General features: G+C 41.1%; 11 protein-coding genes. 5 read left to right on the forward strand and 6 right to left on the reverse strand.

Annotation, left to right across the window (positions count from 1 at the left end):
- Positions 1 to 7 precede the first annotated feature (7 nt).
- A complete protein-coding gene (locus tag AB5217_RS09300) occupies positions 8 to 1660 on the reverse strand; it encodes a M23 family metallopeptidase (protein ID WP_032843300.1) in 1653 nt (550 codons plus the stop codon).
- Positions 1661 to 1858: 198 nt separating this feature from the next.
- Between AB5217_RS09300 and AB5217_RS09305 the strand changes: the two genes are divergently transcribed.
- The 5 genes from AB5217_RS09305 to ald all read left to right on the forward strand — a co-directional run bounded on the left by AB5217_RS09305 (position 1859) and on the right by ald (position 11580).
- Positions 1859 to 4492: a zinc-dependent metalloprotease gene (locus AB5217_RS09305; RefSeq protein WP_032843270.1), complete on the forward strand. Its 2634-nt coding sequence runs from the start codon at positions 1859 to 1861 to the stop codon at positions 4490 to 4492.
- A gap of 32 nt (positions 4493 to 4524) precedes the next feature.
- Positions 4525 to 7872 carry a SusC/RagA family TonB-linked outer membrane protein gene (locus AB5217_RS09310; RefSeq protein WP_032854660.1) on the forward strand — a complete coding sequence of 1116 codons (3348 nt, stop codon included), beginning with the start codon at positions 4525 to 4527 and terminating at the stop codon, positions 7870 to 7872.
- A gap of 10 nt (positions 7873 to 7882) precedes the next feature.
- Entirely contained in the window at positions 7883 to 9220 is a 1338-nt protein-coding gene (locus AB5217_RS09315; protein ID WP_032843266.1) for a RagB/SusD family nutrient uptake outer membrane protein, read from the forward strand.
- A gap of 440 nt (positions 9221 to 9660) precedes the next feature.
- Positions 9661 to 10344, forward strand: coding sequence for a WG repeat-containing protein (locus AB5217_RS09320; RefSeq protein WP_032843265.1), 684 nt, complete (start codon positions 9661 to 9663; stop codon positions 10342 to 10344).
- A gap of 129 nt (positions 10345 to 10473) precedes the next feature.
- Complete coding sequence (ald, locus tag AB5217_RS09325) at positions 10474 to 11580, forward strand: alanine dehydrogenase (RefSeq protein ID WP_032843264.1); 1107 nt, start codon at positions 10474 to 10476, stop codon at positions 11578 to 11580.
- Between the two features lie 148 nt (positions 11581 to 11728).
- Here the strand turns inward: ald and AB5217_RS09330 are convergent, their stop codons facing one another.
- From AB5217_RS09330 to AB5217_RS09350, 5 genes are all read right to left on the reverse strand, one after another.
- Positions 11729 to 12667 carry an NAD(P)H-dependent flavin oxidoreductase gene (locus tag AB5217_RS09330; protein ID WP_032843263.1) on the reverse strand — a complete coding sequence of 313 codons (939 nt, stop codon included), beginning with the start codon at positions 12665 to 12667 and terminating at the stop codon, positions 11729 to 11731.
- Between the two features lie 169 nt (positions 12668 to 12836).
- Positions 12837 to 13562, reverse strand: coding sequence for a DUF4858 domain-containing protein (locus AB5217_RS09335; RefSeq protein WP_008648769.1), 726 nt, complete (start codon positions 13560 to 13562; stop codon positions 12837 to 12839).
- Positions 13563 to 13739: 177 nt separating this feature from the next.
- Positions 13740 to 14264, reverse strand: a complete 525-nt coding sequence (locus AB5217_RS09340; protein ID WP_004304253.1) for a DUF4943 family protein — start codon at positions 14262 to 14264, stop codon at positions 13740 to 13742.
- Between the two features lie 11 nt (positions 14265 to 14275).
- A complete protein-coding gene (locus AB5217_RS09345) occupies positions 14276 to 15325 on the reverse strand; it encodes an outer membrane beta-barrel protein (protein WP_004304254.1) in 1050 nt (349 codons plus the stop codon).
- A complete protein-coding gene (locus tag AB5217_RS09350; RefSeq protein WP_032843268.1) occupies positions 15309 to 15860 on the reverse strand; it encodes an RNA polymerase sigma factor in 552 nt (183 codons plus the stop codon). The genes AB5217_RS09345 and AB5217_RS09350 overlap by 17 nt, the downstream gene beginning before the upstream one ends.
- Positions 15861 to 15888 lie beyond the last annotated feature (28 nt).

The following is a 15888-nucleotide window of genomic DNA, read 5'->3' on the forward strand; positions in this document are numbered from 1 at the left end:
TAGTAATTTACCAAACAAAGCTTTCACGAGCTATCGTTTCATTCCCACAACCATCGGTCACTGTAAACTCGACAGTATGCTTTCCGCCCTTCTTCACGTGTTTCGGATCAAGTACACATTCCCAGTACGATTTCACAATATTGGGGCGTCCGAAAAGTGCATACTTACCATCAATCGTTCCACGATAGGAAGCAATTCCCGCCCCCTGATCTTTCAACCGATAGACAATCTTTCCGTTTCTTCCCCACTGGTTCTTATTGACAGGAATAATCTCCGGCGGAATGGTGTCGATGGCAACAGTATAAGTTCCCAGCTCCCTGATAGCGGCTTTCATGTATCCATCTTCATACTTTCCACCTACGCTGTACTTTCCTCCCTTCGGAGTGATACGGGCTACATAATATTTGGTCGTATCGGCAACCGGCTTTCTACGCAACCCGATACGAAGTTCACAAGCTGCATGCAATGGAACCGTCTTATCATTCAGTTGATAAGTAAAAGCAACGGCACCACTATCCGCCTTCATCTGATAATTGAGGGGGACATCGTCATACAACATTCCTTTCGGAATAACCAGGCTCAATCCCGGTTCTTGCAAATAATTAGTCTTATTCCAGGTGAAATAATATTTCTCTCGATGATTCAACGCTTCAACCGGCTGCTTCCGGCCCCGTACGGTAAAACGATAGTTGGAAGTGTTTCCGAAAGCATCTTTCAACGTATATAAGAACTGATAATCCCGTTCCTCGTCAATCGTCACCAAACCACGATTATCATTCGACGCTTTCAGCAGACGCAACGTATTCCCCGGATCAATAAAAGATTTCATATATTGTCCATACGTCCAAGAGTTAATCATCCGGTTTTCTTCCTGTGAGAAGCGATCTACTGTGCTACGAAATATTTCATTCCCATCTACCGCGAGCACAACAGAATAAACTCCATAATGGTTACTTACGCCATCCATATAATCGTATGCCTTGATACCCATACCTATCACTCCCCATGCTTCCACGGGACGTTCGCTATTGGGAAGAATCGTTTTATTCTCCTGCTTTCCATCCACAACTCCTTTGCCCGGTTGCGGAAAAAACATGATGCCATCCGCTTTCGGAGCACGCGTATCTTTTATTTTCGATTGAAAAAAAGGCATAGGGTCAATATAATCTCCCGATTCCGTTTCAAACACATCCAGATGAAGATGCGGACCGAACGAATATCCGGTGTTTCCGCTCCATGCAATCTGCTGACCTCCTTTTACCGGATATTCTCCCGGTTCGGGAACAATCTCCACTTCCCAGTTCTCTTCTTCATATTGAAGTTTCTCCACCCTTTCGGCAATGGGAGAAACAAAACCACTCAAGTGACGGTTGATAGTTGAATAACCATTATGGTAGCAGACATCAAGTACATATCCCGATCCATTCGTGACACGAATACGTGAAATATAGCCATCAGCGAGAGCACAAACGGGTTTACCGATCACTCCGCCTGTTTTAAAATCCAGCCCGCCATGGAAGTGATTGGAGCGGATTTCGCCAAAGTTTCCACTCAATGTAAGAGGAAAGTCAAAAGGAGGCACAAAGGTAGCTTGCTTTTTCTCTTGTCCATACCCTCCGATGCAGCAAGCTAGCATCAAAGCTGTGATATATCGTCTCATCATTCCATTCACTTTTTTACTCCCGCAAATGTACACTATTCCCACTAAACTATGAAATATCTGGGAGGAATGATGGCCTTAGATTCTAGTTAATATTTCTTTTTAATGTTATATTCATTGCAAATCAGTAGTCATTATGTTATTAATATTAGTACTTTTGTGGCTGTTTTTTAATTATAATTAAAAGTTAGAGACTCAATGAGAATGTATGTAAAAGTAATGGCAGCGGTCATTGCATGTATATTGCTGAGTGGAGAAGCGCTCTCGGCATTTGCAACTACCCCCGCTACAGAAAATCTGAGTTGGTTTAAAAAGAAAAAGAAGAAACCAGAAGAGAAAGAAGAGAAGAGTAAAAGCGACTACGAAAAATTAGTGGAAGACAGTAAAACTACAAAAGGAATGTTTGCTGTACACCAAAAGAAGAATGACTATTATTTTGAAATTCCTACCTCACTTTTGGGACGTGATTTATTAGTTGTCAACAAACTGCAGCGAGTTCCTGCCGAACTTAATGATGCAGGTGTAAACCGTGGAGTAAACTACGAGAATCAGATGGTTTGCATGGAATGGGATAAAGCTACGGGCAAACTAATGCTACGACAACAACGCCCATTACCTCTGGCCCCCCAAACGGATGCTATCTTCCGTTCGGTAAAGGATAATTTTATCTCTCCGTTGATTGCCGCATTCAAAATCGAAGCGATTAATGCAGATTCTACTGCATTAGTAATCAAGGTGAATGATATTTATGACGGTACTGAAACCAGTATTAATAATGTATTTACTAATATCAATCTGGGTACTTCGGCTATCAAGAACTTATCACGTATTTTATCCATCAAATCCTTTTCAAACAATGTCGTGGCAACTTCCGAGTTGACCACCAGAGTTACAGAAGGAACCACCACAGTTTATGTGACGGTGGAAGTTAGCTCTTCTATTCTCTTGTTACCCGAAAAGCCGATGATGGGGCGATTCGACAATCAGAAGGTCGGTTATTTCACTAATCCGTTATTAAGTTTCAGTGATGCACAACAACGTACGGATAAAACACAGTATATCACTCGCTGGCGTATGGAGCCTAAACCGGAAGACCGGGAGGCTTATCTGAAAGGTCAGCTTGTGGAACCTGCCAAACCAATCGTATTCTACATTGATAATTCAACGCCTTACCAATGGCGTACGTACATTAAGAAAGGTATTGAGGACTGGCAGATTGCTTTTGAAAAGGCTGGTTTCAAGAATGCGATTATCGCCAAGGAAATCACGGACAGTATGCATGTAGATATGGACGATGTCAACTACTCCGTACTGACTTATGCAGCTTCAGAAAAGAAAAATGCAATGGGACCTTCTCTGTTAGATCCACGTTCCGGAGAAATTCTGGAAGCTGATATTATGTGGTGGCACAATGTGCTTTCTATGGTACGCGAATGGATCACTGTGCAAACTGGAACTGTGTGTCCGGAAGCACGCAATGTGCAATTACCCGATGCTTTAATGGGAGATGCCATCCGGTTCGTTGCTTGCCATGAGGTAGGCCACTCATTGGGACTCCGTCACAATATGATGGGATCATGGGCTTTCCCGACGGATTCATTACGTTCCGAAGCATTCACTTCCAGAATGAATTCTACCGCTTCATCTATCATGGATTATGCACGATTCAATTATATCGCACAACCAGGAGATGGCGTGAAAGTTCTTTCTCCGCATATCGGTCCTTATGACATGTTTGCTATCGAATATGGTTATCGTTGGTACGGAAAGAAGACTCCGGAAGAAGAAAAGGATGTTTTATTCGATTTTTTGAGCAAACATACTGATCGTCTTTATAAATATAGTGAAGCACAGGATGTACGTGATGCGGTAGATCCACGTGCACAGAACGAAGATTTAGGTGATGATCCGGTTCGTTCTTCTTTACTTGGCATTGAGAATCTGAAACGTATTGTTCCGCAAATTCTTCAATGGACTACTACCGGCGAGAAAGGACAAACTTATGAAGAAGCATCACGCCTCTACTATGCAGTAATCAACCAATGGAACAACTATTTATATCATGTCCTTGCCAATATTGGCGGTATCTACATTGAAAATACAATTGTTGGAGATGGCGTCAAGACTTATACATTCGTTGAGAAAGAGAAACAACAAGCTTCACTAAAATTTCTGATGGATGAAGTATTAACATATCCTAAATGGCTGTTTGACACGGAAGTAGGACAATATACTTATCTACTTCGTAATACTCCCATCGGAAAACAGGAGAATGCTCCTACGCAAATCTTAAAGAACGCCCAAGCCTATATCCTTTGGGATTTACTAGGCAACACCCGTTTGATGCGTATGATAGAGAATGAGTCTGTCAACGGGAAAAAAGCCTTCACAGTAGTGGAGCTTATGGACGGACTTCATAAAAACATTTTCGGTATTACCGAACGTGGTGGCATCCCCAACGTAATGGAACGTTCTTTGCAGAAAAACTTCCTCGATGCATTACTTACAGCAGCCGCAGAACCCGAAGCTGTAAAAATCAACAAGAAGATTGCAAATGAGCATTTCCTGCTTGACCATGCCACTCCTTTCTGCAGCTGTTATGCAGCCGAACAACGGGCACTTCGCCAAGAAGACCGAATGGGCGCTCCACGTGTGCTTAACTTCTATGGTAGTCAGCTCAACCGTATTTCTGATGCTATCTCGGTGAAACGCGGAGAGCTATTACGTATCAAGAAATTGTTGCAGAGCCGTCTCGGCACTTCTGATACTGCTGCACGCTATCATTATGAGGATATGATTCTACGTATTAATACGGCTTTGGGAATCAAATAAAACAAAATCAATCACTTTAACAATCTATATTGATGAGAAAAAAATATTTATACGTTCTTATATGTTTTCTTGTTAGCACGTTGGCTGTAGCCAACGCTGCTAATCGCACAATCACCGGAGTCGTCATATCCGGTGAAGACAATGAACCTCTAATCGGTGCTTCTGTATATGTTAATGCAGACGATTTGAAAAAAGCCGGAGTATCACAGACTTCTCTAGGTACTATCACTGATATGGATGGTAAATTCTCCATTTCCATTCCGGAAAAGGTGACCAGACTACATTGTAGTTATATAGGTTTTGAAGAACAAAACATCATATTACAAACAGGAAAAGATACTTATCGTATTGTACTTCAAGCTTCATCACACACATTAGGAGACGTAGTAGTAACTGGTTATCAAGAACTGGAACGTCGTAAACTGACTGCTGCCATTGCCAAAGTAGATGTTACAGATGGAATGGTAGGTGCTGCAAAAAGTATCGATCAGGCGTTAGCAGGACAAATCGCCGGTGTAGCTGTTACGACAACTTCTGGTGCACCGGGAGCTCCAGCACGTATTCGTATTCGTGGTACGGCTTCATTAAATGGAACACAAGACCCATTGTGGGTATTGGATGGGATACCTTTGGAGGGTACGGACATTCCAGAAATCAACAAAGACAACGATAATGACATCGTAAATATGTCACAATCTTCTATCGCAGGTTTAAGTCCAAACGACATTGAAAGCATTACGATATTAAAAGATGCAGCTGCTACTGCTATCTATGGTGCACGTGCTGCAAATGGCGTAATTGTGGTAACAACCAAAAGAGGAAAAACCGGAAAACCTGTTATTAACTTCAATACTAAATTGACTTATACTCCAAATCTCAATACTTCACGACTCAACTTACTAAACTCGGAAGAGAAAGTCGATTTGGAACTTCAATTATTAAAAGAAGCACGGTTTGACATATTATGGGGATTAACAGATCCGATACCGGTATTTCCTGAAAAAGGAAAAGTTGCTGCTATCATGAAACAATATAATTTAATAGACATCTATAAAGAACAGGGGTGGAACGGACTGACACCTGAAGCCCAAAATGCTATAAACAAACTGAAAACAATCAATACAGACTGGAATGATATATTATTCAGAGATGCTTTCACGCAAGAATATAACTTTAGCATTTCCGGTGGTAGCGAAAAGGTTACTTATTACAACTCACTTGGTTATGTCAAAGAAAACGGAAATGTACCAGGTGTAAGCATGAGCCGTTTTAATCTGACCAGTAAAACGTCTTACCAAATCAACAAAATATTAAAAATTGGAATGTCTATTTTTGCCAACAGACGCAAGAATAACACATTTATGACTGATACTTACGGACTTATTAACCCTATATATTATTCACGTATCGCCAACCCTTACTTTGCTCCGTTTGACGAACAAGGAAACTACCTTTACGATTACGACGTAGTCAGAAGTAATGAAACAGATGAAAAGCAAGGCTTTAATATATTCGAAGAACGAGCAAACACCAATAAAGAATCTGTCACCACAGCCATCAATTCTATCTTTGATGTTCAGCTACGTTTTAACGATCAGTGGAAAGTTTATTCACAGATTGGTGTGCAATGGGATCAATTGTCGCAAGAAGAATATGCCGGGATAAATTCATATAATATTAGGAATATACGTGAAACCAATAAATATTGGAAAAATGGTGTACAAACCTATCTTATACCAGAAGGAGGCATGCTTAAAACAACTAATAGTACAACCTCACAACTCACATGGAAAATCCAAGGAGAATACAAAAACACATTTGGGGATATACATGACATACAAATAATGGCTGGTTCGGAAATTCGCAAAAACTGGGTAGACAACCAAGCCTCAACCGGATACGGATATGATCCCAAGAAACTAACATTCCAGAATCTCATATTTAAAGATGAAGCACAAGCCAATGATTGGAATCTAAAAACTAAATCGTACAAGGAAAACGCTTTTGCTTCTTTCTTTGCCAATGGTTCATATACTTTAATGAATCGTTATACATTGGGAGGAAGTGTGCGCATGGATGGTTCTGATTTATTCGGAGTAGATAAGAAATACCGTTTCTTACCAATCTATTCGGTAAGCGGTTTGTGGCGTTTATCTAATGAATCGTTCATTAGACAATACAAATGGATTGATAATTTAGCTCTTCGCCTTTCTTATGGCTTACAAGGAAATATTGATAAGGGAACCTCTCCATTCCTAGTCGGAAAATATGATAATGTGAATATTTTACCAGGTTACAGTGAAGAAAATATTATTATCAATAGTGCTCCCAACAGTAAATTACGCTGGGAAAAAACAGCATCTTACAATCTAGGAATAGATTTTTCTGTACTCAATCAAGCCATCAATCTTAGTGTAGATTACTACTATAGAAAAGGAACAGACTTAATTGGTTCTAAAGCATTAGCTTTAGAAAATGGATTCACTAATATGTCTATAAACTGGGCTAGTATGGAAAATAAAGGTGTAGAAATAAACCTGCAGACACGTAATATCACCACTAAAAACTTCTCTTGGTACACTACTTTCAACTTCGCATATAATCAAAATAAAGTACTAAAAGTACTTACAGATAAAAGCCAAGTGACTCCTAGTCTGGAAGGATATCCCGTAGGTGCAATCTTTGCACTAAAAACAAAAGGTATAAATCCTGATACAGGACAAATCTATCTTGAGAATAAAGAGGGGAAAGCTGTCACTGTAGAAGAGTTATTCAGAATGACATCGAATGAAGATGGTCTTGGCACTTACCAAATAGGACCAAGTACTGAAGAACAAAGAGACTTTTACAGCTATGTTGGAACGTCAGATGCTCCCTACACAGGCGGTTTTCTAAATACGTTCAATTACCGAAATTGGGAACTGAATCTGAATTTTTCATATAATTTTGGAGCACACGTAAAAACAACTCCAAGTTATAATGTATCTGACTTAGACCCAGGGCGCAATATGAATAGAGACATACTGGATAGATGGACACCGGAAAATACAACAGGAAAGTTCCCTGCATTAGCAACGTACAATTACAATCCGGCCGACTACTACTTGTTCAGTACTCGAAATGACATTTACAGATCACTGGATATCTGGGTAAAAAAGCTAAGCTTTGTACGTCTACAAAATATACGTCTTGCTTACCGGGTTCCATCCGAATGGCTTCATAAACTAAGTATCGGCGGAGCAACTGTAGGATTAGAGGCTCGTAACCTATTCGTTATCAGCTCTAATTATGATAATTATATGGATCCGGAATCAATGGGCAACCTATACTCTACCCCAGTTCCCAAATCCATTACCTTCAATCTAAGTCTTAACTTTTAAAAAATATATTATGACAAAGAAAATATATTATATATTCACATTAATAGGAAGCCTGTTATTATCTTCCTGTGATAGTTATTTGGACATACAACCAGTAGGCCAAGTAATTCCCAATACGCTAGCTGAATACAGAGCTTTATTCACAACAGCTTACAATACAGCACTCAATGACAGAGGAATATGCGAAATCAGAACAGATATCGCAACCATATTACAGTCTGATGCCACTTCCAAAAATTCTTTAGGAGATGTTGAAAAATGGAATGATGTTAATCCGAATGCAAGTACGAGACAATTTGGATGGGCGGCCTATTATACCAATATCTATTATGCCAACGCAATCATCGATAAAAAAGATGAAATATCAGAAGGAAGCCAAGAAGATATTAATCAATTAGTTGGAGAAGCTTACCTCATGAGAGCATATATGCATTTCATATTGGTCAATCTTTATGGACAACCTTATACAGCTACCGGAGCATTAGAAACCAAAGCAGTTCCTCTAAAACTCAATACTGATTTAGAAGAAATACCATCAAGAAATACTGTAAAGGAAATATATACCTCTATTTTATCTGATATAGAAACAGCACGGAAACTGATTAATAAAAAAGAATGGGAAATTCAATATTCATACCGTTTTTCAACATTATCAGTAGATGCTATGGAATCACGGGTATATTTATACATGGGTGAATGGAGCAAATCTTATGAAGCTTCGGAACGTGTATTAGCCGGAAAATCGACATTGGTAAACCTAAATGATGAAGGAGGCAAACTTCCTAATGAATTTACATCTGTAGAAATGATCACTGCCTATGAAGTTTTTCCAAATAGCGATTATGCCGGATCACTCTTACTTTACCCTTCATTTTTACAAGAATATGAGGAAGAAAAAGATCTACGTCCAAACAAGTATTATCAAGCAAATAAAAATGGAAATTATACTTCCATCAAAAGTGGTGAATCTAAATTCAAATGTACTTTCCGCACCGGAGAGCTTTATTTAAATTCAGCAGAAGCTGCTGCACATTTAAACAAATTACCTGAAGCACGTACCCGGCTCTTGAAACTAATAGAGAATCGTTATACATCAGAAGGTTATGAGCAGAAAAAGAATGAAATAAATGCGATGAGCCAAGAAAAGCTAGTCACAGAAATTCTGAAAGAACGTGCTCGCGAGCTTGCTTTTGAAGGCCATCGCTGGTTTGATTTACGCCGAACTACCCGACCGGAAATCAAAAAAGAAATTGAAGATGTAACCTACACACTTGTACAAGATGATTCCCGTTACACATTGCGTATTCCACAAGATGCAATTGATGCTAATCCCGGACTTTTAAACTAATAACCAAGCATTTTTCATAGAAACAAACCGCCTGACATCATAGACTAAAAAGCTCCCTTTACCAAAAGCGTAAAAGGAGCTTTTTTTAATCTATCTATTAGCCATTTCTCATTTTGTACACCTACCTCATTCACCATTAAATCTTTATCCCCTAAAAGCATTGTTCTTTAACAAGAAATCCGTATCTTTGTAGCGACTTATTACGATTAATAACGTAGAAGCGTTTAGAATATTATCTCTATTCAGAATCTGGTAAATTCTTTAATTGGGGAGATAATGGCAACTAAGCGTTCACGTCTTTGTTATATGCAAGGGCGTGGACTCTGTTGTTCATTTCCCAATAGGTTTACCAGAGCCTTGAATAGAATGAACTAACGACGTCCACGCTTCTCTTGTATATATATGGTATCCGGACGCTTACCACACAAACAATAAAGGTAATGAGCAGCACTATTACAAAGTTCTTCGCTTCTTTTTTAGCTTATGGGGTAGCTAATAAGAAAAAGCGCTTCTCGGCAATTGGCCGTTTCTCCGAAGGATTGGCTCCGGTAAAAGGAAAAATCCAATGGGGATACATCAATAAAGGATATGACGTTGTCATTCCTCTAATGTACGAACGGGCTTTCTCTTTTAAAGAAGGATTAGGGATGGTAGTACTCAATTCTCAATACGGATTCATCGACCATACCGGACAAATACAGATTCCGTTTAAATACACAGCCGCTCACTCGTTTGAACAAGAATGTGCACGGGTATGCCACGATGGATTATGGGGATTGATTGACAGACAAGGAAACTACATTCTTCCACCGACTTACAGTCAAATAGAACAATTCGCGGAAGGATTAGCTCTCGTCTCGCTACACAATAAGATAGGATTCATTAACAAGAAAGGAGAAGTTGTCATTCCCCTGGAATATGATAATGGACGCTCTTTCTCTGAAGGATTGGCTGCTGTTTGTATTGAAAGTCAGTCGCCCAAGTGGGGGTATATAAACAAAGACAATGAAGAAGTACTTCCTTTTAAGTACGATATTGCAGAACCCTTTTATAACAACATAGCTCGAGTGGGTCTCTATGGAAAAAGCATGAAAATCAACAAACAGGGCAGTGAATGTCTATAAAACAACCACTCTACGCATTTATTCATCTCAACACGCAAGGCATTCTGTTCTAAAACATCCCCTTACGAATAACAACGTAAGGGGATTTTTCGTACTTTCGAACATGTTAAATCTTTAATACGTAACATTATGATTATCGGAGTACCAAAGGAAATCAAAAACAATGAGAACCGTGTAGGCATGACACCTTCAGGAGTGGCCGAAGTGGTAAAACAAGGGCACCGGGTGTTTATCCAACATACAGCGGGAGTAAATAGCGGTTTTCCGGATGAAGCATATCAAGCTGTCGGCGCACATGTCCTGCCAACAATAGAAGATATTTACGCCACTGCTGAGATGATAGTAAAAGTGAAAGAACCGATAGTCACTGAATATAACTTAATAAGAAAAGGACAGTTACTATTCACTTATTTCCATTTTGCTTCCGACAGGGAGTTAACCCTTGCCATGCTCTCCAACAAATCAATATGCCTAGCTTACGAAACTGTAGAAGAAGCAGACCACACATTACCTTTATTAATTCCGATGAGCGAAGTTGCCGGACGCATGTCTATTCAGGAAGGTGCCCGTTTCCTGGAAAAACCGCAAGGCGGAAAAGGTATCCTTTTGGGAGGTGTACCAGGTGTTAAACCAGCTAAAGTATTAATTTTAGGAGGTGGAGTTGTAGGTAGCAATGCTGCACAAATGGCTGCTGGAATGGGGGCAGATGTCACTATTACAGATATAAATCTGGCACGTCTGCGCTATTTGAGCGAGACACTGCCGAAGAATGTAAAGACATTGTACTCATCCGAACTAAGAATCAGAAAAGAATTGCCGGATGTTGATTTAGTTGTCGGCTCTGTACTGATTCCCGGTGATAAAGCACCACATTTGATTACCAAAGAGATGCTTTCAATAATGCAGCCCGGCACAGTATTAGTAGATGTAGCAATCGATCAGGGAGGATGTTTCGAGACCTCTCACCCGACCACTCACAGTGCACCGACCTATATTGTAGACGGAATCGTTCATTATGCAGTAGCTAATATTCCGGGAGCTGTACCTTACACTTCCACCCTTGCACTAACCAATGCTACTCTCCCCTATGTGATAGCTTTAGCAAATAAGGGATGGAAAAAAGCCTGCAAAGAGAATCCAGCATTAGCACTCGGATTAAATATCGTAGAAGGAAAAATCATTTATAAGGCCGTTGCCGACGTATTTGGTTTGAAGTACGATCCTATCAGCCTGTAACTATGCATTTTCACCATACAGTAATATAAAGTCTTACAGAGTTCTTTCTTTTTTTCAAAGTAAGGCTATCTCAATGTCTTACGTCTTCGATTGATAACCTTTAAAAAACTCTGCAAGACTTTGTATTACTCTGTGGTGAGCTATATCTTTAAAATAAATAATCTTTCTTTGCCGCCCGTTGATAAGCCGCTACCAATTCGTTCATTACTTCTGCCACAGACTGCCGACGGGATATGATTGCCGAAACTTGTCCGATCTCCAATTCCCCTTCTTCCAGATCACCTTCGAAGATTCCTTTTTTAGCACGCCCCCGTCCTAATAAAGTTCTCAAATCTTCAGCACTAGCTCCACTATCTTCAGCCTTCTCCACCGCTTCGCGGAAAGCATTCTTTACCAAACGTGTCGGAGCCAGCTTTTTCAACAACAACTTAGTATCCCCTTCTCTGAGACTCAAGCAATAATCTTTAAATACCGAACTCGCAGAACTCTCTTCAGTAAGAGCAAAACGGGTTCCTATCTGCACCCCTTCGGCTCCCAACACCATAGCAGCCAATACTCCTTCCCCTGTACCGACACCTCCTGCAGCTATCAAAGGTAATGTTATAGCCTCACGTACAGCCGGAATCAAACAGAAAGTCGTTGTTTCTTCGCGTCCATTATGCCCTCCGGCTTCAAACCCTTCTGCCACTACCGCATCTACTCCAGCCTCCTCACATTTTACAGCAAAACGGGAAGAAGAAACAACATGAACAACCGTTATTCCACGCTCTTTCAACCACCCAGTCCACGTTTTCGGATTTCCGGCAGAGGTAAAAACAATCTTCACTCCCTCTTCCACCACAATATTCATAATCTCTTCTATCTGGGGATACATCAAAGGAATGTTTACACCAAAAGGCAATTTCGTGGCCGCATTACATTTACGGATATGCTCGCGTAAAGTGTCCGGATGCATGGAACCGGCACCGATCAATCCCAGTCCACCGGCATTGCTCACAGCAGAAGCAAGACGCCAACCGCTGCACCACACCATACCACCTTGAATAATAGGATACCGAATACCCAGAAGAGAAGTAATTCTATTCATAACCAATAATTTATCTATGTGTTAATATACTAAGATACCAATAATAGCGACAAAGCTATATAACAATGCGCCAACATAACAACACACAAATATACTAATTATTCAATTACAAACATTCTCTAGTCAGCACATTAGCGCATTGCTACATCAACACATCATTATAACGCCTTCAACGGGCAATCTGTTCAATTGGTTTATTTATCAACACAGTGGTAGAATCTCCATAAGTTCTCAACACTTCCAATGTGCGGGCACGGTTATCCCGTCCCGTCTTATTCCAGAAATCTTTTGTAAAGACAGCCATCAGGTCAAGTCCGCCGATAGTTCCACCATTGATATACACTCCACTCCCACCAAACAAGGGAATAGGTGCATCCATCACTACCGTGTTCACCATCATTCCGTTAGCACGTTCACCCAACTGACGGAAACGTACCCCACTCGCCTGTATCTCATCCAACGACTTACGCATTCCCTTTGCCATCGGATTGCGTGCCCAGTTTGAATAAGATCTTTGATGGCGTATCTCGTAGAAAGGATCACCCCGCCAGGTATTTTTATCGATCTTTATCTTCTTCTGATAGATGGGATCCCAGTTATAGCGGGTATTCGCTTTATATGGCATCAGAGTCAACATCACTTTCGGTTTAGGCAACGCTTCAGGAAGCGATTCGTCAGGCATCATCCAGCTTTTCTCCTCCGACATCCGGGGAGTACCCACTGCGCTTCCGAAATCAATCGACTTCACAGCATCCATATTTAAATGCAACTCCTGGTCACTCTCCAGCAATTTCTTCAAATGCAAAGAATCTTGCGCCGTCCATACTTGCGAATATGCAAATACAGCGGTCAGGCACAGTGCCATCGTTGTTATAACCCGTTTTAATCCATCCATTCTTTTTACTCTTTCATTACCTATATTTCGGAGCACTTCATATACATTTGTACGTATAAGAGGCTATCTTTTGAGCGTAATAATCCCCCTGTCAGCAGCAAAAGACTACTGATACAAACAAATATTCCCACATGAATGTTTCCTATTTTTTACTTTCCGAAGGCTCCTCCCCCTTTATTACCACCAACGATAACCCGATCCACAAAGCGGTTCATCGTAGCACGGATCGATCGTCCATCTTGTTTTCGGATATTGGCGCTCTTCCCACCAACTACGATAACAAGCGGCTGCATCGAGTACTTCCTCATCGGTCAGGAAATAGATTGCTTCATAATTTTCAGCATTCGCCAATACCATTTTGCAACCTAATGACGGAGGTGTGCCCTGACGGATTGACTCAATCACCCAAAGCATACACTCACCCAACCGAATCTTACCGTTGTTCATATTATAAACCGACGGAAAAGAAGGGATAATAGTCAGATCTTCTGCATATTTTAAAAGTTCGGGGATATCCTCTTCCGTGAAATGAGGAACCTCCACCACCCCTTTTTCATTCTTCATCTTGTACGTACCCGACTTCAATTGCTTCACAAAAAGAGCAACATCCGGATTGTTATAATCCATTTCTTCGCTGGTGCATCCTGTAAAGGATACGATCAGGCAAACAGCCATCCACAGCATTAGTAGTGTTTTTTTCATTTTCATAAGGATTAATACGTCATGCGAAGTCCGCAAAGTAAATTAAAATTAGTCGGCCGTTTCGTTCGTACCGTAGCCAATTTCGAATCTGTCTTGAAATGATGCGAAACTCCGGGTTCGGCAAAAACAGCAAGTCGGTCATTAATCTTATAATTGATTCCAATACCGGCAGTCACTGCCAGCTGGATAGGTTCTTCTTTAAAACTGTTGTCCGGTGCACCGGCAATACATTTATCGGCTATTCCTCCTACAGTAGCGTAAAGGTCGATTTTTTTCGTATCTACCAACGTCACGTTCACTTTAACAGGGATTCCCAGATAGTGCAAATGCTGCCCTGCAGAACGGAGGTTCGAATAGAGTAATCCGGTTTCTATGCCAAGAAAATCGTTCAACTTACGCTCTACCGTCACCCCTGCGGAAACCGGCATTTTATAAGTACCGTTATCTGCCGGAAGTGCTGTACCCACTTGAACTTTCATCGCCCAGCGATGCTTTTTCACTGCTTTGGGTTGAGACATATCGACATTCGACTGTTCTTCCGAAGCGACAGATGATCCTGTATTACCGTTTGTTGCCTGCCAATAACCATTATGCCCCTGATTACCATATCTGTTACCATTTCCCGTAGAAGTAGTGGAAGAAAAAGAAAACGACATAGAGAAAGTGATAGAAAGAGAATCTTCTTCCTCCGTATATTGCGACAGCATACCGTAAGATTTCGGAGCCGGTTTCGGCAACACCGGTTCTACCGGCAACGGCAACTGATTGACGCGTATTCCATCTCCATCCATCTGTCCTCCATTCGTCACGGCTATCTTTGTAAATGCTTCTTCCATTTCCTCCTTTGGAGAGAAATACAAGAAAGTAGCCGACGAGGCTGCCAAAACAAGCAATACAGATGCCGCAGCCGCTACACGGAAGAGCAGAATCCGACGACGATGCTGGCAAGCCACAGGAATTTCCTGCGAGAGCTCTTCCCAAAAGCCATCCCGTACACTCATCCCGGCATCAGCGAGACGCGTGCGAAACAGATCGGTTATTTCATCATTTTCTTTCTTCATGATTTCTATACTCTTTAATTCTTTTTGCTAACAAATATTTGGCCCGGTGCAACTGCGAAGTAGATGAATGCTCTTTAATATGAAGCATCTTGGCTATCTCCTTGTGCGATTTCTCTTCAAACACATAAAGGTTGAAAACGGTTCGGCAACCATCCGGCAATTCGGCAATAAAAGCCATCAACTGCTCTTCGGAGATTCCAGTCCCTCCTCCCGAATCCGATATATCCGGTATATCGGGAAGCTGCTCTTCATGCACTACCAACTGGCTGACTCGCTTCTCCCGTCGCAGGAAATCGAGTGATTGAGTAACCATCACCCGGGTAATCCATGTACAAAGTGAAGACTCACCCCGGAACGAAAAGTTGGTAAAAATCTTGATGAAACCGTCATGCAGTACATCGTGCGCCGCATCCATATCGCCCGTATAGCGGAAACATACCGCCAGCATCTGCTTGGAATAGAGAGTGTAAAGTTCCTTTCGGGCTGAATCCTTTCCTGCCCGACAGCCCTTTATCAGTTCTATCTCGTTTTCCAAAGTCAATTACTTTTTTTTAAAATCGAAC

This window comes from Bacteroides sp. MSSM.1001136sp1_RTP21357st2_D2_RTP21359_211015 (genome assembly GCF_040913205.1).
In the GTDB taxonomy this organism is placed as follows: domain Bacteria; phylum Bacteroidota; class Bacteroidia; order Bacteroidales; family Bacteroidaceae; genus Bacteroides; species Bacteroides ovatus.